This is a genomic window from Lawsonibacter asaccharolyticus (assembly GCF_022453915.1).
Taxonomy (GTDB): domain Bacteria; phylum Bacillota; class Clostridia; order Oscillospirales; family Oscillospiraceae; genus Lawsonibacter; species Lawsonibacter asaccharolyticus.
This window is the reverse complement of sequence record NZ_CP091870.1, coordinates 2,015,153-2,038,522: the sequence shown is the minus strand read 5'-3', so window position 1 is coordinate 2,038,522 and position 23,370 is coordinate 2,015,153. Positions and strand designations below refer to the sequence as shown.

Genomic DNA, 23,370 nt, shown 5'->3' with positions numbered 1-23,370 from the left:
AACTGTGACAAAATAAAAAACTTCTCCCTCTGCGTGTGTCCCTGTCCGGGGATGAGGTGGAGAGCGGGACGGCAAAATACGACCGCATGGCGCCACGGCGTCATGCGGTCGTATTTTGATGATTCTGACGCTTGTCTAGAGGCTGTCCCCCTGGAACGGTGTATCCGCTCGCCGGAGGTCAGACAGGCGCTGTTCCAGGACGATGCCGGCCTGATTCAGGATCCCGCGGATCAGATTCTGCTCAAATGCCTCGGGGAGAGGATAGTCATCGCAGGGGATGCCTACAACAGCCTGAGGCCCGCCATGGCTTCGTACTGCCAGGTAAAGGCATCTGGAATTGGGCAGGGTGTGGGTCCCTGCCCCGGCGTGCTTGTTGTTTTTACACACCCAGTCGGCCACCGCCTTCTCCTGCCCACCCGTATAGCGGGAGAGGAGATCGGACTCTGTTTCCGGATAAATGCGGGCCTGCATCAGCTGGCCGTCCGGGTCCATGGGGTAGTAGAGGATCGGCCTGTCGAGCAGCTTTCCAAGCTGAGAGACCGCGATGGCGAGCACCTCATGTTCGCCAGATGCCTGCTGGAGCAGCTGGGTGGCCTCCAAAAGGACCTCAGTGCTGTAGTTTTTCTGTACCGCCATCCTGGCCTGCGTCTTGATCCGGATGGTCAGAGAGCTGGTAAGAAAGCTGGAGAGGAACATGATAAAAAAGGTGATCACATAGCTGGGATGAGCATCCAAGCTGAAATAGGGCTCCGTAAAGAAAAAGTTGAAGGTAAGTACACTGAGCAGCGAGGAGAGAATGCCATAGAGGCGGCCCTCTGTCCAGGTGGCGGTGAGAAGCACCCCCAGAATATAGACGGTGACAATATTGGTCTCTCCGAAGCCCAGACGGGAAAACAGCTCCCCCAGAAGGGTGGCTGCGGCCAAAATGCCCAGCATTTTTCCGGTGTCTTTCCAGGAGAAGGAGAGCTCCGAGGGGGCTATCTTCCATTTGGGGCGGTAGGCAGGCTGTCGGTCCGGGATAATGTAGACATCCAGATTTGGTGCCAGCTCGGTGAGCCGGTCTACCAGGGCTTTCTTGTTCCACCAGCCGCGCCGCCGGCGGTGGTTGGTGCGGCCGAGCACGATTTTGGTCACGCCGCTGGTCCTGCTGTAGTCTGCGATCTGGGCGGCGGGGTCATCACCATATACTGTGGCGATCCGTGCCCCCAGATCTTCCGCCAGCTTCAGATTGGCCCTCAGGCGCTTCCGATTTTCACCGCTGAGCTCCCTGGTATCCGGAGTCTCCACGAAGAGAGCGGTAAAATCTCCTTGAAAGGCCTCGGCCATTCGGGCGGCGGTACGGATGACTTTTGCATTGGAGGGGGCGCTGGACAGACAGACCAGGATATGGTCGCTGGGGTTGAGAAAGCCCTCCGGATGTTGCTTTCGGGCGGTGCGGTTGAGGCGGTCAGCGGTCCGGCGCAGAGCGATCTCCCGCAAAGCGGCAAGGTTCTGCTTGGAAAAGAAGTGGCCCAGGGCTTGCTGAGCCTGGGCGGCCCGGTAGACCTTGCCCTCCTCGAGCCGGGCGATCAGGTCGTCCGGCTCCACATCCACCACCTCGACTTGGTCGGCGGAGTCAAATACCCAGTCTGGGATCCGCTCGTTGACCGTTACACCGGTCAAGCTGGAAACGAGGTCGTTTAGGCTCTCCAGATGCTGAACATTGACGGTGGTGTACACATCGATCCCGGCGCGCAGCAGCTCTTCAATGTCCTGATAGCGCTTGACATGGCGGCAGCCCTGTGCATTGGAATGGGCCAGCTCATCTACCAGGATGAGCTGGGGCTTGCGGGCCAGAGCGGCGTCCAGATCGAATTCCCGCAGGGTGATGCCCTTGTAGGATACGACCAGGGGAGGAAGGCACTCCAGACCTTCCACCAGTTTCATGGTGGCGGGTCTGATATGGGGCTCAATATACCCGGCCACTACGTCCACGCCCATATCTTTCATCTGGTGGGCCATCTCCAGCATGGCATAGGTTTTCCCCACGCCGGCCGCATAGCCGAAAAAGATCTTGAGCCTGCCCTGCCGGACCCGCGTTTCGTCGGGGTCGATCATTCGAATTTTTTTCAGAATTTCTTCCGGAGTTGGTCGATGTTCTTCCAAGACCATCTCACCTCCCGTGGGGGATCACAACAGGAAACAGGATCTTCAGAAATACCTTTTCCGCAGGGCCGCCCCGGATAAAGTCAAAAGTGATCTGTTTTCCGGAGGGGTCCAGGATATAAAACTGCCCCGGCTGGTTGATGATTTGGAATTCCAGCTCATCCAGCACCTGCTGAAGGGTGAGCTCCCACTCCATCATGCAGAATCCCGCTCCCTCCTGGGCAAACTCGTGGAGCCAGGCAAACTCCATGGGCTGTTCGCCGTCCCGAAGAAAAATGCGCCAGAGATGCTGCTTCTGCTCTAAAGAGAGGGCCTGGAGATAGTCGATGGGGCTGGGGTCTCCCTCCAGGGTGAGGTAGCGGTACAGACTGCCGTCCTGATCCTCCAGAATCTCATTTTCGTCCAGAAAAGCTCCGGCACGGCGGTCCACAGCACAGCAGCGGGCGTTATAGCGGATCTGGCCGAGCACATCTCTGAGGCGGGCTGCATGTTCTGACGAATCCGCCTCCAGCTTTACACAGAGGCCGGAGAGCTGGTCAAAGGGCCTGCCCGACACACAGCGGGTACGGCAGAGAATTCTGTTCCCCTCCTCCAGATGGAAGGTGAGCTCCCCGGTCTCGCCGCCGGGGGCGGTGCCATACAGAGCGGTCTCCCAATGGGAGGAGAGACAGGCCATCAGCTCACGGCACTCCTCCTCCAGGTAGCTGGTATCACATGCAGAGTCCCGGTAGAGCAGGAGGAGACCTTTTGTCCCCTCCTGATACAGCAGAGAGGGGGCCGCAGTAAAAAGATCGTTGATGGTGCAGACCAGCTCCAGTGCCAAAAGTCCCGCCGGCTGACGGAGCAGAGCGCGCTCCTGCAACGGGGCGCGGTGTTCTTCCGCAGTCTGATAGGGGTACAGCATGTCATGTTCCTCCTTTTTCCTTCCTATTTGCAGCGTATGCAGAGGCAGGCTGTCAAGCTTTTGATACCCGGGCAGGCGAGCCCCGGCCGGGTGGATGCCGGCAGAGCTCGCCTGTCTCAGAGTACTTCGTTATTTGCTGACCTCACCGATGAGGCCCAGCTCCTGGGCGATGGCCAGGTTGACGCCTAGAACATTGACAGCCTCCTCGCCGAAGATGCCCAGCACCTTGTGGGTGGTGTTGGCTTCCACGATCTCTTCCAGGCGCTCCTCGCTCAGACCGGTATTCTCAGCGAGCGCGGGGATCTGGACCGCCGCAGAGGCGGGGCTGATGTGGGGGTCCAGGCCGGAGCCGGAGGCGGTCAGCAGATCGCCGGGGATGTCCCCTACGGTCAGGCTGGGGTGGCCGGACAGGAAATTGTTGATGTCGCCCTCCACGCGCTCCGCCAGGGCGGGATTGCTGTTGGCATAGTTAGCGGAGCCAGAGCTCAGGCCGGCGTACTCGCTGCCGTCATTGTAGTAGCTCACGCCATCCTCACCCACATAGTAGGTATTGTAGTGGTACTGGGAGGGACGTCCCCTCATAAACCGGGGATCGGTGAACTCCTGACCCACAAAGCGGGAGCCTACCGGCTGACCGTCCACATAGATCAAGTTGCCTCCTGCCTGTGAGGGGAAGATAAGGCTGCCCAGGCCGGTCATCAGGACAGGAAAGAGGAATCCGCAGATCAGCAGCAGGACCAGAGTGGTCACTACTGCCTGGCGGATGCTGCCCGCCGCAGAGCCTTTGCTTGTACTCATATTGAAGAACCTCCTTAGAAGCCGATGAAGCCGATCATTTCCAGCAGAGGACTGATGATCAGGTCGATGATCTTGATGCCGACAAAGGGAGTGATGATACCGCCGACGCCGTAGATCATCAGGTTACGGACCAGCATTTTGCTGGAGGACATGGGACGGTACTTGACGCCTTTCATGGCCAGAGGGATCAGGCAGGGGATGATAATGGCGTTGAAGATCAGAGCGGACAGGATCGCGCTGGTGGGCGAGGCCAGTCCCATGATGTTCAACACGCCCATCTCAGGAATGGCCAGCATGAACATGGCCGGGATGATGGCGAAGTACTTGGCGATGTCGTTGGCAATGGAGAATGTGGTCAGAGATCCGCGGGTGATCAGCAGCTGTTTGCCGATCTCCACCACCTCCAGGATCTTGGTGGGGTCGGAATCCAGATCCACCATATTGGCAGCTTCCTTGGCGGCGGTGGTGCCGGAGTTCATTGCCAGACCTACGTTGGCCTGGGCCAGAGCGGGGGCGTCGTTGGTGCCGTCGCCGGTCATAGCGACGATCTTGCCCTCGGCCTGTTCCTGCTTGATGACGGTGATCTTGTCCTCAGGCTTACACTCCGCAATGAAGCCGTCCACGCCGGCCTCCTTGGCGATGGTGGCAGCAGTCAGGGGGTTGTCGCCGGTGCACATGATGGTCTTGATCCCGATGGCGCGCAGGCGCTCAAAGCGTTCCACCATGCCGGGCTTTACGGTATCCTTCAGATAGATGACACCCAGAATGCGGCTGCCTTCACAAACAGTCAGGGGGGTGCCGCCCAGAGAGGAGACTTCGTCCACCCGTTTGCGCAGTTCGGCAGGAATTTTGCCGCCCTGGGCGGTGACGTACTTCTCGATGGCGTCGGCCGCGCCTTTGCGGATGATGGTGCCGTCGGGGAGATCCACACCGCTCATGCGGGTCTGCGCCGAGAACTCAATGAAGCTGGACTTGGGATCGTCCTCCACCTGGCAGCCCAGCTTACGGCCCAGCTCTACAGTGGACTTGCCCTCGGGAGTGCCGTCCCGCAGGGAGGTGAGGACCGCGCAGCGGATCAGCTCCTCCTTGCTGGCGCCGCCCACGGGGTAAAAATCAGCAGCCAGGCGGTTGCCGTAAGTGATCGTGCCCGTCTTGTCCAGGATCATAGTGTCCACGTCGCCGCAGGCTTCCACCGCCTTACCGGACATGGCGATGACATTGAAGCGGGTGACACGGTCCATGCCGGCGATACCGATGGCGGACAGCAGGCCGCCGATGGTAGTAGGGATCAGGCAGACCAGCAGGGCAATCAAAGTGGAGATGGGGATCTGAACATTGTTGTACACCGCAAAGGGATACATGGTGACCACCACGATCAGGAAGATGATGGTCAGGGACACCAGAAGGGTGTTCAGAGCGATCTCGTTGGGGGTTTTCTTCCGGGAGGCACCCTCTACCAGAGCGATCATGCGGTCCAGAAAGCTGTTGCCCGGCTCAGAGGTGATGCGGATCTTCAGCCAGTCAGACACAACGGTGGTGCCGCCGGTGACGGAGCAGAAGTCGCCGCCGCTCTCCCGGACCACGGGGGCGGACTCGCCGGTGATGGCGGACTCATCCACCGAGGCAATGCCCTCAATGACCTCGCCGTCGTTGGGAATGATCTCGCCGGCGCTGACCAGGACCACATCGCCCTTCTTCAGCTCGCTGGAGGAGACGATGGTCTGAGTGCCATCCTCGTGGAGCAGGTGTGCCTGGGTATCCTTCTGGGTCTTTTTCAGAGAGGCCGCCTGGGCCTTGCCCCGGCCTTCAGCCACGGCCTCCGCGAAGTTGGCAAACAGAACAGTGACAAATAGGATCGCACAGACAATGATATCATAGATCCGCAGCTGCTCGGCATTGGCATCGCCGAACAAACCTGGTACGAAGGAGAGCAGCAGGGTGATGAAGAATCCGATCTCCACTACGAACATGACCGGGTTTTTCATCATGTAGCGGGGGTTCAGCTTGATAAACGCACCCTTCACCGCACCCTTCAGGATATCAGGGGTGATAAATTTTGTATTCTGCTTTTTACTCATGGTTCAAAAGCCCTCCTTAAGCCCACAGAGTCAGATGCTCTGCAATGGGGCCCAGCGCCAGCGCCGGGAAGAAGGTCAGCGCAGCGAAGATGTAAACAACGCACACCAGGCCGATGGTGAAGGTGGCGCTGTCGGTCCGCAGAGTGCCAATGGAATCGTTGACGAACTGCTTGCGCATCAGGGAACCGGCAATGGCCAGCTGGATCACGATGGACAGATAGCGGCCGAAGAACATGGCCAGACCGGCGGTGATGTTCCAGAAGTAGGAGTTGTCCGCCAGACCCTCGAAGCCGGAACCGTTGTTGGCAGCGGAAGAGGCGTACTCATACAGGACCTGGGACAGGCCATGGAAGCCGGGGTTGGTGATGCCGGCCAGACCGCCTTCGGTAGAGACCGCCAAGGCAGAGAAGGCCAGGATCAGGAAGGGGTGGATAATGATGCACAGAGCGGTGAGCTTCATCTCCCGGCCCTCGATCTTCTTGCCCAGGTACTCCGGGGTACGGCCGATCATCAGGCCAAAGATGAACACGCCGAGAATAGCATACATGATCATGTTCATCAGGCCCACGCCCTTGCCGCCGAACACCACATTGAGCATCATGTGCAGCAGGGGAATCATGCCGCCCAGGGGAGTCAGAGTATCATGCATGTTGTTGACCGTGCCGGTAGTAAAAGAGGTGGTAGTGGTGGTGAACATGGCGGACTGGGCAATACCGAAGCGGACTTCCTTGCCCTCCATGCTGCCCATGGACTGATCCAGCCCCAGTTTGGCCAAGGCCGGGTTGCCCTGGCTCTCAGACCAGTAGCAGACACTCAGGCCGATGAGGAAGATGATGCCCATGGCGAAGAAGATGGTGCGGCCCTCGGAGCCGTAGAGCTTCGCGGTGAAGCTGGGCTTGCTCACCAGTTCGCTGGTCTTGACCAGATCCTGGGTGGTGGCGCTGTGCTCACTGGAGCTGGCGGTCTTACGGCGGCGGTCTTTGACCATCTTGCCGAACATGATCACGCAGGCGCCGGGCAGGATCATCATGGAGTAGAGCTCCACCAGATCGCTGATGATGGTGGGGTTCTCAATGGGAGTAGAGGAGTTGGCACCCAGGAAGCCGCCGCCGTTGGTGCCGATGTGCTTGATGATCTCCAGCGCGGCCACGGGGCCCATGGCGATATCCTGCTGAGTCCCCTCAATGGTGGTCACCGTCACGTTGGGATCGAAATTCTGGGGGACGCCCTGCCAGATCAGGAGCATGCCGCCGATGATGGAAAGAGGGATCAGAACGCGGGTGGTCACCTTGACCAAATCAGCATAGAAGTTGCCCACGTTGTCCTTGCTCTTGCCAGCCAGTCCGCGGACAAAGGCGATGCAGGCGGCGTAGCCAGTGGCGGCGGACACGAACATCATGTAAGTGATGACCAGCATCTGGCTGAGATAGGACAGGCCGGACTCACCGGAGTAGTGCTGTAAGTTGGTGTTGGTCATGAAGGAGATGATTGTGTTGAAGGACAGGGTCTCCTCCATCGCGCCGATGCCGTTGGGGTTGAAGATGGGAAGAAACTGAATTCTCAGGACCAGATAGCCGACAAACACCATCACGGCGTTGGTCAGCAGAAGAGCCAGCGCATACTGCTTCCAGTTCATGCCCTTGTCGGGATGAATGCCGCACACCTTGAAAATCCCGCCGTCCACCCGGTCGAACACCGGATCGGCGAAGGTGCGCTGGCCGGAAGCAATATGATACAGATAGTTCCCGATCGGGATGACAATGATCATGAAGATGATCACTGTTAGGACAAGCTGTAACATATGTGTTGTTCCTCCTGTGCGAAACTCGCTTTACAAATGACACATTTGGGGTCAGAAACGTTCAGGGTGTACCAGGGCGTAAACCAGATAGCCGCCCATCAGCACGATGATCGCACCTAATAAAATCATACCCATACTCAATACCTTCTCTCATTCCTCGTGGAACTGATGCTCACACCAGTCAGCCAGCAGCTTTACTGATCCGAAGCAGACCAATAAGACCGCGATCATGATGACGTCTTTCATAGAAACCATCCTTTCCAAAGTTCTGTTTCCGGAACGGACGTATTATAGCACGCAGGGGATTAGCAGGCGGTTAACGTATTCACAGGAGAATTAAACTTGCATTAAGAAAAAGAAATAAAAAAGATAAAAAGAAAGAAGGACAATTGGCTCCTAATACAATTTTAATACGGCGGATGATTTGCAAATCTCACACAAACAGGGCTTGTAGTAGAATCATTTTTAAGGAAGTGATCTTGTGGAAGCTCTGGTACTGGTGGGCGGGACGCTGTTTGTCTGGACCGTCGGATTCTGGGCGGTGGGCCAGCTGGACCGCTTTTTCAAGGAGAAAAACGCTCCCTGCCGGAGGGAGCGGGAGGGGCAGACCCGCAGAAAAAGAAAAGTTCTGTGCCGGAACGCGGGAAAAGCGGAGGGACAGAGGTAAGACAAGGGGAGGGGCCCAGACTGTGTTTTTACATAGTCTGGGCCCCTCCTGTATTCGAAACAGGTCTACGACCGCAGAAACAAAAAAGTCTGGCCTTGCTGTATCGATTTTCCGCGGAAGATGGGCCGGGCCGCTCCAGCGGCTTCAATTCGCACTGCCCCCGTTGCTGACCGGCAGCGGTGTGGGCAGCTTAAACGCCCACTTTGCGGTGCCCTGGGGGTGCAGGACCTGCTCTATGAGATGTCCGCCACGCGGAAGCCGGGCGGGTGCGCGGATCTGCTCTGCCTGAGTCTGATGCTGTTTTTCCTGGAGGAAAAGGGGGGGGCCGGGAGTGGACAAAAAAGAGATTGCAATCGACAATGGAATATGGTAATATCAACATATAAACTGTGTCGTATTTCGCCTGGATTGGTGAAAATACAGAAAGCGGGCTGGTTCAGAAAAGGGACCAGGACCGCTTTCTGTGTTATTTGGGGAAGTGTAGATTTTTTAACAGAGGATGCAGGAAATGCGTCACTTCAAAAAAGCAGGGAAACTTGCAAAAACGCGGACTGCCGCGGGACAAGACAGGAGGAGCAAACGGATGAAGGAGACAAAACAGGGGGCGCTGCCCGGGACGGCGGCGCAGGCCAGGCAGCTGAAGGCATGGCTGAAGGAGAACGGGGAGAAGCCGGGGGCGGCGCTGCCTGCCCTCCAGAAGGCGCAGGAGATATACGGCTATGTCCCCCGGGAGGTCCAGCAGCTGATCGCGGACGCCCTGCACAAGCCGCTGACGGAGATCTATGGGGTGTCCACCTTTTACTCCCAGTTCAATCTGGAACCCAAGGGGCGCAACCGGATCAGCGTGTGTCTGGGGACCGCGTGCTACATCAAAGGCGGCGGGCGGATCTATCAGCTGCTCCAGGAGAAACTGGGCATTGGAGACGGGGGCTGCACCGAGGACGGCCGCTTCAGCTTGGATGCCTGCCGCTGCCTGGGCTGCTGCGGGATGGCGCCGGTGATGATGGTGAACGAGGACGTGTACGGCAGCCTGACCGGCGACGAGCTGGACGCCATTCTGGCGAAATATGAGTAAGGAGGGACTGAGCGTGGGGCAGACGGAACACAAAAACATTAAGATCCGCAGCCGGAAGGACCTGGAGGCCATCCGGGAACGGACCAGGCCCCTCCTGGAGGTGGAGCGGGGAGCCCGGATCGTGGTGGGCATGGGCACCTGCGGCCTGGCCGCGGGGGCCAGGCAGGTCTATGAAGCCATGGCGGAGGAGATCCGCCGACTGGGGCTGGAGGACGTGATCCTGGAGCCGGTAGGCTGTGTAGGGATCTGTCAGTTTGAGCCTGTGGTGGAGGTGTACCAGCCCGGAGGCGTGCGCACCACCTATGTGCACATGACGCCGGAGCAGGGCGTGCGGGTGGTGCAACAGCACATCCGGGGCGGCAACCCGCTGGCGGAGTACACCATCGGGGCCGTGAGAAGCGGGAGGTGAAGGGAATGTATCGCAGCTATGTGATGATATGCGGGGGGCCCAACTGCACCCTGCTGGCGGGCAGGCAGGAGAAGCTGGCGGAGGAATTCGAGGTCCAGCTGAAGCTGGCCGGTCTGCGTAAAGAGGTCCAGGTGATGCGGGGCGGCTGTCTGGGGCTGTGCTCCAGCGGGCCCAACGTGGCAGTGTTCCCGGAGGGCACGATCTACAGCCATGTCCATGTGGAGGACGTGGCGGAGATCGTCAGTGAGCATCTGCTCAAGGGCGGCCGGGTGGACCGCCTGCTCTACAACGAGAACGAGGCCACCAGCACAGTCCGCAGCCTGGAGGAGACAGAGTTCTACAAGAAGCAGCTGCGCATTGCCCTGCGCAACTGCGGCGTCATCGACCCCCAGAACATTGACGAGTACATTGCCCGGGACGGCTATGCGGCACTGGAGAAGTGCCTGACCGAACTGACGCCGGACGAGGTGATCCAGATCGTGCTGGACTCCGGCCTGCGGGGCCGGGGCGGAGCAGGCTTCCCCACCGGACTGAAGTGGCGCTTTGCCAGCGGGGAACGGGGCCAGGTACAGAAATATGTCTGCTGCAACGCGGACGAGGGCGACCCCGGGGCCTTCATGGACCGGAGCGTGCTGGAGGGCGACCCCCACAGTATCATCGAGGCCATGGCCATCGCGGGCTATGCCATCGGGGCCAGCCAGGGCTATATCTACGTCCGGGCGGAGTACCCCATCGCGGTGAAGCACCTCCAGATCGCTCTGGAGCAGGCCAGGAGCTACGGACTGCTGGGGGAGGATATCTTCGGGACGGGCTTCTCCTTCGACCTGGAGATCAAGCTGGGGGCGGGGGCTTTCGTATGCGGGGAAGAGACCGCCCTGATGACCTCCATCGAAGGGAAACGGGGAGAGCCCCGGCCCCGGCCGCCCTTCCCGGCGGTGAAGGGCTTGTTCCAGCGGCCCACCATCCTAAACAACGTGGAGACCTACGCCAACATCTGCCCCATCATTCTGCGGGGGGCGGAGTGGTTCTCCTCCATCGGCAGCGAGAAGAGCAAGGGGACCAAGGTATTTGCCCTGGGCGGGCGTATCCAGAACACCGGCCTGGTGGAGGTGCCCATGGGCACCACCCTGCGCACTATCGTGGAGGAGATCGGGGGCGGCATCCCCCACGGGAAGAAATTCAAGGCCGCCCAGACCGGCGGCCCCTCCGGCGGATGCATCCCCGCGGAGCACATCGACACCCCTATCGACTACGACAATCTGGCCGCCATCGGGACCATGATGGGCTCCGGGGGCCTGATCGTGATGGATGAGGACACCTGCATGGTGGACATCGCGAAATTCTTCCTGGAATTCACGGTGGACGAGAGCTGCGGAAAGTGCACCCCCTGCCGGGTGGGAACCAAGCGCCTGTTGGAGCTGCTGACTAAGATCACTGAGGGGCGGGGCACCATGGAGGATCTGGACCGGATCGAGGAGCTGGCGGCCTTCATTAAGAGCAACAGCCTGTGCGGCCTGGGGCAGACGGCGCCCAACCCAGTGCTGTCCACCCTGCGCTACTTCCGGGAGGAGTACCGGGAGCATATCCTGGAGAAGCGCTGCCCCGCCGGGGTGTGCAAGGACCTGCTGACCTACTCCATTGATCCTGTCAAGTGCCGGGGCTGCACCATCTGTGCTCAGAACTGTCCGGCCGACGCCATCAAGGGGAGCGTGAAGAATCCCCACAAGATCGACACCAGCAAGTGCATCAAGTGCGGCAGCTGCTATGAAAAATGCCGGTTCGGCGCGGTGATCCGGGGATGAGGGGGAGTGTGAAAATGGAACATGTGAGTGTGAATACAGTGGATGTGGTGAACCTCAAGATCAACGGGATCGCCTGCCGCGCCCCCGCCGGCGCCACCGTCCTGGAGGCGGCCCACGGAGCGGGGATCGCCATCCCTACGCTGTGTTATCTGAAGGAGCTGAACGCCATCGGCGCCTGCCGGATCTGCGTGGTGGAGGTGAAGGGGGCCAAGAACCTGGTGCCTGCCTGCGTCTATCCCATCGCCGATGGGATGGAGGTGTACACCAATACCGAGCGGGTCCAGGCGGCACGGCGGACCAACCTGAAGCTGATCCTGTCCATCCACAATCAGACCTGCCTGACGTGCAGCCGAAGCGGACTCTGTGAGCTCCAGCGCCTGTGCCGGGAATACGGGGTGGACAACCAGATGGCCTTCGAGGGGGAGAAGATCTGCTATGAGCCGGACACGAGCGCGGTGCATATGGTCCGAGACAACTCCAAATGCATCATGTGCCGCCGGTGCGAGGCTGTGTGCAGCCTGGCTCAGGGGGTGGCCTGCATCGGCACATCGGGCCGGGGCTTCGCCACCCACATCGGCCCCAGCTTTGACAGCCCGCTAAGCGAGACCGCGTGCATCCACTGCGGACAGTGCATCATCGCCTGCCCCACCGGTGCCCTCTATGAGAAGGACAACACGGGCCTGGTGTGGAACGCCCTGGGTGACCCCCAGAAGCATGTGGTGGTACAGACGGCCCCCAGTGTCCGGGCGGGGCTGGGAGAGATGTTCAGCCTGCCCATCGGGACCAATGTGGAGGGGAAACTGGCGGCGGCCCTCCGGCGGCTGGGTTTCGACGGCGTGTTTGACACTGATTTCGCGGCCGACCTGACCATCATGGAGGAGGCCACCGAATTCCTGCGCAGGGTCCAGTCCGGGGGCACGCTGCCCCTGATCACCAGCTGCTGCCCCGGCTGGGTAAAGTACTGTGAGACCTTCCACCCGGACTTCATCCCCAACCTGTCCACCTGCAAAAGCCCTCAGCAGATGTTCGGCGCTATGGCCAAGAGCTATTACGCCGAAAAGATGGGACTGCGGCCGGAGGATATCTTTGTGGTGTCGGTGATGCCCTGCACAGCGAAAAAGTTCGAGATCACCCGGGAGGGGGAGTGCGGCGCCGGCGCGGGCATCCCGGACGTGGATGTTGCCCTGACCACCCGGGAGCTGGGACAGATGATCCAGCGGGCCGGACTGCTGTTCGCGGAGCTGCCGGAGGAGGAGTTCGACCCGGCCCTGGGCATCGCAACCGGAGCGGGGCATATCTTCGGCGCCTCCGGCGGCGTGATGGAAGCGGCACTGCGCACGGCCAGCGAGCTGCTCACCGGCAAGGAGCTGGAGAAGGTGGAGTTCCAGGAGGTGCGGGGCGCCCACGGCATCAAGGAGGCGGCCTATGAGATCGCAGGCAGGACTGTCCGGGTGTGCGTCCTCAGCGGAACGGCCAACGCGGGCCAGGTGCTGGAGGACATCCGAAGCGGAAAGCGGGCCTATGACTTCATCGAGATCATGGCCTGCCCAGGCGGGTGCGTGAACGGCGGCGGCCAGCCCCTCCAGCCCTCTGTGATCCGCAATTTCCGCAGTGTGTCCGCTATGCGGGCCGGCGCCCTGTACCAGGAGGACCAGGAGATGCCCCTGCGGAAGAGCCACAAGAGCCCGCTGATCCAGGAGGTCTATGAGCACTATCTGGACCAGCCCGGCAGTCAGCGGGCCCACCAGCTGCTCCATACCTGCTACACAGACAGAAGCGGACAGCACCGCTGAGGGGAGGAGGCACCCTATAACAAAGGCGCAGGGCCGCGGAACTGAGGTTCCGCGGCCCTTGCTGTTAGAAGATTCAGGAGATGCCGGTGGGAGAGCGGCAGAAAAAATCACAATTTCCCCTGTCACCCGGAGACAGGATATGGTATAATGGGGACCAGAGACGACAAGAGCCGCCCACATCCGTGAGGAGCGGAGCGGAGGAAAGTGAGGTAAGTTGTGGATAACCAAGAGCTGAATACCCATTTTATCAAGGTCATCGGACACCGGAACCCGGACACGGACTCGGTCTGTTCCGCCATTGCATACAGCCGCCTGAAGAACACCCTGGACCCAGAGCACCCCTGCAAGCCCTGCCGGGCGGGACTGCTGAACCGGGAGACGGAGTTTGTGCTGAACTATTTTCAGGTCCCAGACCCCCAGCTCTACACGGACGTGAGCCCTCAGATTCGGGATGTGGACATCCGGCGGATGGAGGGCGTGGATGGGGAGATGAGCCTGCGCCGGGCTTGGATCACCATGCGGGACCAGCAGATCGACACCCTGTGCGTGGTGGACAAGGAGCGGAACCTGAAGGGCCTGATCACCGTGAAGGACGTGGCCACGGCGAACATGGACGTGTTGGACACCTACATCCTGGCGGAGTCAGAGACCAGCTATCAGAACATCGTGGACATCCTGGACGCCAAGGTGCTGGTGGGAGACATCACCGGCAAGAAGGTGGAGGGGCGCATCGTCATCGGCTCGGGAAGCGCGGAACAGATGGAGCGGTCCATCTCCAAAGGGGACATCGTCATCGTGGCCAACCGCAGTGAGAGCCAGCTCACCGCCATCGAGATGGGGGCGGGCTGCGTGGTGGTGTGCGCAGGCTGCAAGGTGTCCCGGACCATCTGCATGCTGGCTGAGGAGCAGGGGTGTATGATCATCAGCACCCCTAACAGCACCTATGTCTCCGGACAGATGATCAGCCAGGCCGCCCCCATCCGCCACTACATGGTGCGGGACGATCTGCTCACCTTCAATCTGAACAGCTCCGTGGAGTCCGCCACCAAGGTGATGGCCTCCGTCCGATTCCGCTACTTCCCGGTACTGGATGACGACGGGCACTACATCGGCGTAGTCTCCCGCAGAAACATGATGAACCTGCATAAAAAGCAGCTGATCCTGGTGGACCACAACGAGAAGGGCCAGGCGGTGGAGGGGATCGACCAGGCGGAGATCCTGGAGATCATCGACCACCACCGCATCGGCTCCATGGAGACAGACGGCCCGGTCTATTTCCGCAATGTGCCGGTTGGGTGCACCTGCACCATCATCTATCAGATGTACCGGGAGAACGGGGTGGAGCTGGACCGGTCCACCGCCGGACTGCTGCTCTCCGCCATCCTTTCGGACACCCTCATGTTCCGCAGTCCCACCTGCACCCCCCTGGATGAGCAGGCGGGCCGGGAGCTGGCCAAACTGACCGGGGTGGACCTGGAACAGTACGCCAATGCTATGTTTGAGGCGGGAGGCGACGTCACCGGCCGGACCGCAGAGGAGGTATTCAACACCGACTACAAGATCTTCAACAGCGGGGAGGTCCGCTTCGGCGTGGGCCAGGGCAGCTACTTGACCGAGAAGAACCGGAAGGCCAGCGAGGCCCTGATCGGTCCCTACCTCCAGACCGCACTGGAAAAGCAGGGGCTGGACTACATTTTCTACATGTTCACCGATGTGCGCAACTCCAGTACTGAGCTGCTGATGGCGGGCAAGGGCGCTGAATCCCTGGTGGAGAAGGCCTTTGACACCACCGTGACGGACGGGATGGCGGTCCTGCCGGGGGTGATCAGCCGGAAAAAGCAGATGGTCCCTGTGCTGATCAACGCCATCAAGCAGGAGCGGGGCTGAATACACGAAAAAACAGGAGCGCCTGGGGCTGTGGGACCCTAGGCGCTCCTGTTTTTATCTATGCCCGCAGGCTTGTCCGTCTCACAGCTCCACAAGGTAACGCTCATAGCAATTGACCACCCGGGTACTCCCATACTGCTCCTCCCGCCGGATGCCTCTGTTGTAGGAGAGGTGGGTGTGTCCATGAAGGAACAGGGCTGGGTGGAAGAGGTCCAGCAGGCGGTTGAAGGTCTGAAAGCCGGTATGGGCCAGATCCCGGCAGTCCACCATGCCAAAGCCTGGGGAGTGGGTCAGCAGGATGTCGAACCCTCGGTTCCAGAGCAGCTTCGGGGCCAGCTTCAGAGCCCGCATACACATCTCACGCTCAGTATATTGGTGGGGCCCCCTGCTGTACCGCATGGAGCCGCCCAGCCCCAGGATGCGTACCCCCTGATACTCGTACAGGCGGTCCTCCACACACAAGCAGCCGGCGGGTGGAGTTTCCCGATACTTGCCGTCGTGATTCCCGTGGACATACAGGATGGGACAGCTGGCGAAGGTGGCCAGGAAGGAGAGATAGCGGGGGTCCAGGTCGCCGCAGGAGAGGATCAGGTCCAGTCCCTCCAGCTTGCCGGGGGTATAGAAGTCCCAGAGTGCCCGGGATTCACAGTCAGAAATAGCTAAGATCTTCATGGCTCGCTCTGCCGCTCCACACCCTGGAGCTTGATGAGCTCCTGAGCTTTTTCTGTAAATTCTTCAAATTGGGGGATGCGGCCCTCCACCGAGGTGAGCAGCCAGTTCATGGACAGAATGCGGTCGGCGGGCATGGGGGCGTCGTCGCCATAGACCACCCGGCCGCTCTGATCCATCAGTACGCCGTAGAAGGGGTCCAGCCGGTCAGCCTTCAGGGCCTCCCGCAGTACACCGGCCAGCCGCCGGGGCCCGGTGGGCAGCCGTCGGGAGCACAGCACGCTGACTACGCCCTGCTCCATCCCCCACCAGTAGTTGACCGCACTGCTGCCCTGGTCCTCCTGCTTCCAGCTGCCTTCCATCACCCGGCGGACCAGGCTCTGGTACAGCCGGCCCCAGTGGGTCTGGATCAGGGCCAGGTTATGCCGGTTGCCCATCTGGGTGCCCGTGCTGGCGGCCAGCCGGTCCAGGTAGTCGATATAGACGATCCCCTGGGCCTGGAGACGTCCCACCGCGCCGCCGTCCCGGAGATGGGCCCAGTCCAGATAGATGCGGGCGTTGGCGTTCACCATCCGGGCTCCCTGGGCGAAGGCATTGATGCTGGCGATGCTGCCGTAGGTAGGGTAGTCGGCTACATAGCCGATGCAGCCGTCCCGGGTCAGAGTGCCGGCAATGGCCCCCTTGATAAACTTGGCCCCGTACAGCCGGGGGTAATAGGTGCGCACCGAGGGGTAGGAGGTGTTCAGGGAGCAGTTCAGGATCTTCACATCCGGGTGGAGAGCGGCCTGCCGGACGCTGGAGAGCAGCAGCTTTGGGGTGGTGGTGAAGATGACGTTGGCGCCCCTGCGCACTGCATCCTCCACGGCTTGGTCTACCTCCCCATCGGTGCGGACGTTCTCGTAGGAGAGGGTGCGCACCTGACCGTCGGTGAAGTTCTCCAGAATGTGCCGGCCATACTCGTGGCTGTACACCCATTTGGAGGCGGCGGCGCTGCTGTCGTGGATGAAGGCGGCGCAGACCCGGCCCGGGGTATAGAAGGAGAAGCGGGGCTTTTTCACGTCATCTTCCAGCAGCAGGGCAGTCCCCGCATTTTCCAGCCGGTTCTGGATCTCCGGCCGGATGCGGGACAGCTCCTCACAGATCTGGGAGGGCATCTTGCCGCAGGACTCCTGATAGCCGAAGATCTTGATGTAGGTCAAAAAGGCCAGGGAGATGCCTGTGTAGTCCCAATCCCCCCGGAGGTAGGCGTCCCGGAACATATAAAAGAAGGCCCGGAAGGAGTAGATGTCTTCCGCACTCCAGGCATCGCTGTCGGAGCGGCCCAGTGCTTCCAGCAGTTCCGGGTACTCGCCGGGCTGGCGGAAGACGATGAAGTTCAAACCCGTCATCTTGTAAAAGTCCAGAAACTCGTAATAGGCGGCCACCTCCGGGTCGTCAGACGGCTTGGGCAGCAGGCGGGTGACAGTGGCCGGGATAGTAATAGCGCCGAAATACTTCAGCACGCTGACCCGCTTGTGGCCCTCCATCACATAGAAGTGGTTGAGGTACTCCACCACCTTGACAGGGTCCCGGATGCCCTCCTCCAGGTGGATGCGGCACAGGGCGCTCCACTTGGCGGCGAACTCGGTGTCCGCCGGGAGGATAGGGTAGAACCCTCGGGAGAAAGCGTCCCCCCGAAGGTGGTTGCAGGTGCCGTCGATCTGCTCCACGGGGATCTCCGCCAGACCCAGGGATTCCCGCCGCACCGCCAGCTTCTCCGGGGCATCCGGCAGGGTGCGGGGGCCCGTCTCCTCCCCCAGGGCCTGGGCGGCTTTGACCTCTTTGAGTCCCTGGCGCATCGCCTTGTGATAGTCCTCTGATGGCATGCCGTGCCTCCTTTTGATCTGGCTGTACCGTACCTTGTCATTGCACGCTTTGGGCCTATTTCAATAACAAGGTATCACAGAAATGGGAAAAATTCAATTCCTTTCCCCAAAAAGAAGGGAGAGGTGATGTGCGGCATGAGGCCCGACACACGCAAGTGGCCCCCGGCGTGCCGCAGGGCACGCCGGGGGCCGGGACATATCAGATGTGAGATTTCTGACAGGAAAACCAGGGCTTACAGGGCCGTGATCAGATCCGTGGCCACCGCGGTCCAGGTCATGATGATGGCGTTGATGACTGCACCGGTGTGATAGCTGCCGGTCTTTTTGTAGCAGAAGGTAGTCACCTTGCACGTGATGAAATAAGTCAGGATACAGTTGAGCAAGGTGGAGTTGGCTCGGGACATCTGCACATTGGTGATGGCAGTGTAGCCAGTCATCCAGAGCTTTCCATAGGCGTAGATTAGGAAAAGTGCAGCGGGGATGGTGCTGGTCAACCAAACCAGACGAGTAAATCCGGCCTCCGACTGTCCTTTGATCTTCAGGCCGATGGTCTGGCTGAAGTTAAAGACGCCGAAGAACAGCAGATACAGGGGGAAGTAGGTCAGAAAAAGCCCCCAGCGGGTATTGTTGAGGACATTGATCTGTACCTTCCAGATGCGGGGAGACAGGCCCCAGAACACCTCGGCAGCGTAAGTCATGACATAGACGGTGCCAACTGCGATCAGGCCCAGAAGCAGGGCTTTGAAGAAGTTGGGCCAGGAAGTTTTTGCGTGAGTCAGGATGCGTTCCTTATTGATGGTGCCGTCCCATTTGAAGCGAATGGCCAGAATGGTGACAGTGAGCAGAGCACTGCACCCGAACCAGAACACAAAGCCGTTGGTGTTGTTGATGCGGAGGACAGACTTAAAGTTACCTAGGAACATCTGGCCGTTATAGATGGCCCACTGGCAGATCAAAGTGTTGATAATGGCGGGCATAATCAGATAGAACAGGAAGGGAGCGTTGACTCCCGAGACCGGGGCGGGCATGGGACGGATGATGCTGGAGAAAAAGCTGGTATCCAGCAAAAGAGAGAGGACGGGGAACATCATGATCAGAACAGCGATGATGCCAATGGCGGTCCCGATTTCCTTGGCGGCGTAACTGATGCCTTCAGCGGGGATGGGAGCGGGAGCCAGGGCCTGCTCGAAGAAATCTACCATGTCCAGAATGGGTTCCTTCAGCAGAAGGGCGGTAGGATGTCCGGAATTTCCGGTGTACAGGATGCGGGAGGTGCCGTCTCCCATGTCATACCAGGTCCCCAACTCAATGGGGCTGGCCCCCATCTGTTCTGTGAAGGGCTCGGCAGTGGCAATGTCACGGGCAGAAATCTTGCCCTGTCCATAGGTGTTATCCCAACTGCCGATAAAGACGCCCATATTGATGCCCTCCAGATTGAAGTTTCCGGCAGCCAGATAGAACACAGCCTTTACTCCCTCACGGACCACAGTGCAGTCTGGGTCGGTGGTCACAGCCCACTTGGCACGACCGGTCCCGGCGGAGTGCCCCATGGCGCCAATGCAGTGCGGGTCCACAAACTTCATGGACATGAGGTAATCCATAGCTGCGCGGGACCCCACATCGGGGGTGTTGACAATTTCAGAGCGGCCGATGGTATAGGGATCTACCGCCATAACGACATAGCCGCGGCGAGAGAGCTCGATGGCTACGGAACTCATATTCTCCAGACTGGCATTTCCGCCGGGCAGAGCCAGAATGCCGGGGGCTGGGGAATCCTCCGTGGCGGTCTGGGGCACATACAATTTGGCGCTCATCCGGTATCCCTCATCAGTAACGAAGTCAATACGGTCCACTTTTACTGTGCCGCCTGAGATCTCTGAGTAACTGGCTGTGCTGAAGCCTCCGATAAAAAGAACCAGAGACAGAAGAATGACCCAGATTCGTCGGTCAAGTTTTTTTAGTTTTTCCATTCCATATATCTCTCCTTGTTTGGAAGCATTGGGATTTGTGCTTTGACGGATGGGAAAGAGTACCCGGCCAGATACAGCTCCTGAATTTAGGGTAAAGGAGCTGTCTCCCTTTTTCCAGACAAGGATTTTCAAACAGGGGTAAAATTTTTCTCTCTTTTTAAGATATGTTTCCCTTTGCAAAATTTGTTCTCCCGGAAAGAAAAGCGAATACAGAAAGAATGGGCCCGCACATGCTTTATATGCGGGCCCGTCCAGCGGGAAGAAAAAGCGGGAGTCTGTCATTGTGAGGAGACCCCATTCTCCAGAAGCAACGCCTGAACCAAAGACTGGTCCACGGAGCCGAGGATCTCTTCCAAAAGGGGCTCGGCCAACTGTTGAAGGGTTTCCTGATCCTTAGGAGTTAAATCGTGAATTTGGAGCTCGCTGGTCTGCTGGGTGCTGACCTCGGCCTGCCGCTGATTGAGAATTTGGCTCAGACGGGACTTCAGCACCTCCTGATAATCGCTGGGAAGGGTATGGAAGGCGTCGTAATTCATCACGATGGCGCTGCTCATGACGAACAGGGGACCACGCAGGGCATAGGGCTGGAGCTGCAGAAGATTCTGAGAGCGCAGGATAGTGTAAGTAGTCTCAATGGCGTCAATTCCATTTTCCTCCAAAATATATTCCAGACCACTCAGCCCAACATTCTCGATCCGCTGTACCCCCAGAGCATCATAGAGTTGATTGTGATAGAAGCTGCCGCTGGTGCGGAGCCGCAGTCCTCTCAACTGCTCTAACGAGGTAATGGGTGCTGTGCTGGAGATGATCCAGGGCTCACCTGTACGCAGATAGAGCAGCTCCAGGCCTTGCTCTCGGTAAGCATGGTTGAGGGCATCAAAGAATTTCCCGTCATATACTCGAAATGGCTGGATATACGCTGTAAAGCAGGCAGGGATATCCAGAATAGCAGCCTCCGGAATAATGGAGGTACATACGGAAGTGCTGGAAGCTGCAATGGAGAGGGTGCCGCGCTGGGCGGCCTTTACCATATTTTCTCCCTCACCTAATACATTTTCTCCGTAGAGCACCAGCTCTACATTACCGTGGGTGTCCTCCAAAACCAGATCCCGCCACTCCTCAAAGGATTGAGTATATCCGCTTCCGGAATAGCCGACCCCAAACTGATAAGGGACAGACTGTTCCTGAATCAGATCGGAAGCGGCGTGCTGGGACTGAGCCGGAGGCAGGGAAGCAGGGGCACAACCTGAGAGGAAAAGCAGAAGTGCCGCTGCACCATTCAAAAAGGCCTTAGTCATTCCGATTCCTCCCATTTTTTACTGCTTTCGGTATGCACCGGGGGTGGTGCCAGTGTGCCGCTTAAAGACCCGGTTAAAATTTTGAAGGGAGTTGAAGCCGCAACGGAATCCAACCTCCTGTACCGGAATTTTACTCTGCCGCAGAAGGAGCTTGGCCCGCTGTACCCGGCATTCATTTACATAATTTACAAAGTTTACTTCACTCAGCTCATAAAACAGGCGGCTTAGATAAGCAGGTGTAATGCCAACGCTGTCAGCCACCATCTCCAGAGACAAATGGCTGTCTACGCATCGCTCTTGAATATACTTCTGAGCCTGAGCCACATAGCGATTCCGGTTTTTCTGACCATAGTAGGCTAGGAGAGACAGACCCTCGGTCCCAACCCGGGAGGCCAGGACGAAGAGTTCCGAGCCGGTCTGATGCTCTGCCCGACGGTAGTAGGATTCAAAGAGAGCCAGCTTCTCCTCGGGCACATGAAGATTGAGAAGGGCCTCTACCATGCAGTCCAGCATAGCGCTGCAATTTTCCAGCGGAGAGAGGGAGCCGGCCGCGGCATGGGCTGCCTCCTGGAGCAAAACGTCAAAAGCCCGCTTTGCACCGTCAATATCTCCGCTTTTGGCCAGTTCCACGCACTGGCGGCAACCGCTCTGCTGGTCCTGTTCCTCCTCCGCGCCCGAGCCGTGGTAATGCTGATAATTCAGACTTTCCAATGCTTCGACATAGGAGTAGTGCAGATTGGTGATGCCGCGGCAGGGCTTGCCCCTGCCCAGGGTGAACAGATTCTCTACATGATTCTGTCTGGCGTATTCCTGTACGATTTTGCTCTGCTCCAATTCTGCCGCCTTAATCTGGGCGGCGGAGGCGGAATGGGGAAATGCGAGGATCAGTACCAGGGAATAATCGTCCATCAGCAGGTACTCACAGCTGTATGGCTGACAGGAGACGGATGGCTGAAGCTCCTGGGAGAGCCTGCGGTACAGGTCCCCCATCAGCTCATCCGGGTTTCCATCATAGCTGTCATCCACTGCTCCAGCCAATACTGCAAAGATGCCGTCCGGCTGGAATGGGCTGTGCAGATAGGCCAGCCGGTCCAGTAGATAGGTTTCCGGGAGTTCCTTACCGCGAAGAAGATTTTTGTACAGCCGCTCTCGGACAATGGGGGCCATTTCAGCCACCTCCTGGGAGAGGGAGACCTTTTGGCGGAGGGTGTCCTCATAGACCCGGCGAACTACCTCGAGCTCGTTTTCTCCTCCGCCATGCTCCACAGTCTCTACGGCGGAGCGGAGGATGCGGATAGGACGGTAGATGCTCAAGGTGATGGCAACGGCAGCAGCCAGGCTGACCGCACCAAAGATTAGCAACCAGATCCCGATCAGCTGGAGCAGATCAAGAGGGGAGAGCTTGGTCTGAGACGGGTCCTGCCAGAGCTGAAAGCTCCAGCCAGCATGTCCTGTAAAGGTTTCCGCCTGGGTCTCCGAGGGAGAGTAGCTGCCGACGGAGAAGATGGGAGCACCCGATGGGTCCAAAATTTCCATATAAACACCGGTATCTCCCAGGGACTGCTCCAGGAAATGAAGCAGGACATCCTCATGGATTTCCACCAGAAGGGCGCCGTTTTTTTCAGGAGTAGGAAAATCCTGGAGCAGGGCTACCTTACCGTCTAAGGTGAGCACAACTGTGGAAAAGGTTTCGTCTCCTACGACGCGAGGCTGGATGTGGGAGTTGAACTCGGCAAGAAAGGCACGCTGAGGAGCATCCTTGATAGGGAGAATGGTCCCGGAAGCGTCGTAAAGGGCCTGATTAGAGTAGGTAAGCAGATAGGCCCGGTCCACCAGAGGGTAGTCCTGCTGAAAGGTAGACAGGGCTTTGACGATTTCCACCTTTCTGGCATAAGAGACCTCGTCCGGAACCAAAATGGCCCCTGTGATATCCGTGTTCCAGAGGAGCTGCTGCATAGCGCGGCCCAGATCCAGAACAGCCAGATCCACATACTCGCTGGCGGTGCCAAGCAGTTGCCTGGCACTTTCCTGGGCCTGGCGCTCATAGCTCCTGGAGATATAGGAGCCTATAAAAAGAAAAGAAATCAGGAACATGACGCAGACCATGGAGAGCAGCAGAAAAAGAATGCGGTAGAACATCCTTTTTGATCTCAGATTTTGAAACAGCTTCATCAGACAGCCCCCCTTCTAAAAGTTTGTTAATAATAAG

At 58.9% G+C, this 23,370-nt stretch carries 17 protein-coding genes; 6 read left to right on the top strand and 11 right to left on the bottom strand.

Annotation, left to right across the window (positions count from 1 at the left end):
* Window positions 1-135: 135 nt before the first annotated feature.
* From L9O85_RS09775 to L9O85_RS15200, 6 genes are all read right to left on the bottom strand, one after another.
* Complete coding sequence (locus L9O85_RS09775; RefSeq protein ID WP_301578539.1) at window positions 136-2,151, bottom strand: sensor histidine kinase; 2,016 nt, start codon at window positions 2,149-2,151, stop codon at window positions 136-138.
* A gap of 1 nt (window position 2,152) precedes the next feature.
* The gene (locus L9O85_RS09770) at window positions 2,153-3,049 is read right to left on the bottom strand and encodes a hypothetical protein (RefSeq protein ID WP_050623952.1); all 897 of its coding nucleotides are present in this window, start codon (window positions 3,047-3,049) and stop codon (window positions 2,153-2,155) included.
* Between the two features lie 129 nt (window positions 3,050-3,178).
* Window positions 3,179-3,847, bottom strand: a complete 669-nt coding sequence (gene kdpC, locus L9O85_RS09765) for a potassium-transporting ATPase subunit KdpC (RefSeq protein WP_050623953.1) — start codon at window positions 3,845-3,847, stop codon at window positions 3,179-3,181.
* Window positions 3,848-3,861: 14 nt separating this feature from the next.
* Entirely contained in the window at window positions 3,862-5,925 is a 2,064-nt protein-coding gene (gene kdpB, locus L9O85_RS09760) for a potassium-transporting ATPase subunit KdpB (protein WP_050623954.1), read from the bottom strand.
* Between the two features lie 16 nt (window positions 5,926-5,941).
* Entirely contained in the window at window positions 5,942-7,726 is a 1,785-nt protein-coding gene (locus L9O85_RS09755) for a potassium-transporting ATPase subunit KdpA (protein ID WP_050623955.1), read from the bottom strand.
* Window positions 7,727-7,777: 51 nt separating this feature from the next.
* Window positions 7,778-7,825, bottom strand: coding sequence for a potassium-transporting ATPase subunit F (locus L9O85_RS15200; RefSeq protein WP_430688791.1), 48 nt, complete (start codon window positions 7,823-7,825; stop codon window positions 7,778-7,780).
* Window positions 7,826-8,207: 382 nt separating this feature from the next.
* Here L9O85_RS15200 and L9O85_RS09750 point away from each other — a divergent pair, with 382 nt between their 5' ends.
* From L9O85_RS09750 to L9O85_RS09725, 6 genes are all read left to right on the top strand, one after another.
* Window positions 8,208-8,393 carry a hypothetical protein gene (locus L9O85_RS09750; protein ID WP_256182745.1) on the top strand — a complete coding sequence of 62 codons (186 nt, stop codon included), beginning with the start codon at window positions 8,208-8,210 and terminating at the stop codon, window positions 8,391-8,393.
* A 583-nt stretch (window positions 8,394-8,976) separates the two neighbouring features.
* Entirely contained in the window at window positions 8,977-9,468 is a 492-nt protein-coding gene (locus tag L9O85_RS09745; RefSeq protein ID WP_050623957.1) for a complex I 24 kDa subunit family protein, read from the top strand.
* Window positions 9,469-9,481: 13 nt separating this feature from the next.
* The gene (locus L9O85_RS09740; RefSeq protein ID WP_050623958.1) at window positions 9,482-9,877 is read left to right on the top strand and encodes a (2Fe-2S) ferredoxin domain-containing protein; all 396 of its coding nucleotides are present in this window, start codon (window positions 9,482-9,484) and stop codon (window positions 9,875-9,877) included.
* Window positions 9,878-9,882: 5 nt separating this feature from the next.
* Window positions 9,883-11,679 carry an NADH-quinone oxidoreductase subunit NuoF gene (gene nuoF, locus L9O85_RS09735; RefSeq protein ID WP_108980917.1) on the top strand — a complete coding sequence of 599 codons (1,797 nt, stop codon included), beginning with the start codon at window positions 9,883-9,885 and terminating at the stop codon, window positions 11,677-11,679.
* 14 nt (window positions 11,680-11,693) lie between these two features.
* A complete protein-coding gene (locus L9O85_RS09730) occupies window positions 11,694-13,472 on the top strand; it encodes an NADH-dependent [FeFe] hydrogenase, group A6 (protein ID WP_242850308.1) in 1,779 nt (592 codons plus the stop codon).
* A 216-nt stretch (window positions 13,473-13,688) separates the two neighbouring features.
* Window positions 13,689-15,359, top strand: a complete 1,671-nt coding sequence (locus L9O85_RS09725) for a putative manganese-dependent inorganic diphosphatase (protein ID WP_082203553.1) — start codon at window positions 13,689-13,691, stop codon at window positions 15,357-15,359.
* 81 nt (window positions 15,360-15,440) lie between these two features.
* Here the strand turns inward: L9O85_RS09725 and L9O85_RS09720 are convergent, their stop codons facing one another.
* The 5 genes from L9O85_RS09720 to L9O85_RS09700 all read right to left on the bottom strand — a co-directional run bounded on the left by L9O85_RS09720 (window position 15,441) and on the right by L9O85_RS09700 (window position 23,333).
* A complete protein-coding gene (locus L9O85_RS09720; RefSeq protein ID WP_050623960.1) occupies window positions 15,441-16,031 on the bottom strand; it encodes a metallophosphoesterase family protein in 591 nt (196 codons plus the stop codon).
* Window positions 16,028-17,893 (bottom strand): BMP family ABC transporter substrate-binding protein, encoded by a 1,866-nt coding sequence (locus L9O85_RS09715; protein ID WP_050623961.1) that lies wholly within the window; start codon window positions 17,891-17,893, stop codon window positions 16,028-16,030. Before L9O85_RS09715 ends, L9O85_RS09720 begins: the two co-directional genes overlap by 4 nt.
* Window positions 17,894-18,126: 233 nt before the next feature.
* Window positions 18,127-19,707 (bottom strand): hypothetical protein, encoded by a 1,581-nt coding sequence (locus tag L9O85_RS09710; RefSeq protein WP_301578538.1) that lies wholly within the window; start codon window positions 19,705-19,707, stop codon window positions 18,127-18,129.
* 434 nt (window positions 19,708-20,141) lie between these two features.
* A complete protein-coding gene (locus L9O85_RS09705; protein WP_276758212.1) occupies window positions 20,142-21,161 on the bottom strand; it encodes a TRAP transporter substrate-binding protein in 1,020 nt (339 codons plus the stop codon).
* An 18-nt stretch (window positions 21,162-21,179) separates the two neighbouring features.
* Window positions 21,180-23,333, bottom strand: a complete 2,154-nt coding sequence (locus L9O85_RS09700; RefSeq protein WP_276758209.1) for a helix-turn-helix domain-containing protein — start codon at window positions 23,331-23,333, stop codon at window positions 21,180-21,182.
* Window positions 23,334-23,370: the final 37 nt, after the last annotated feature.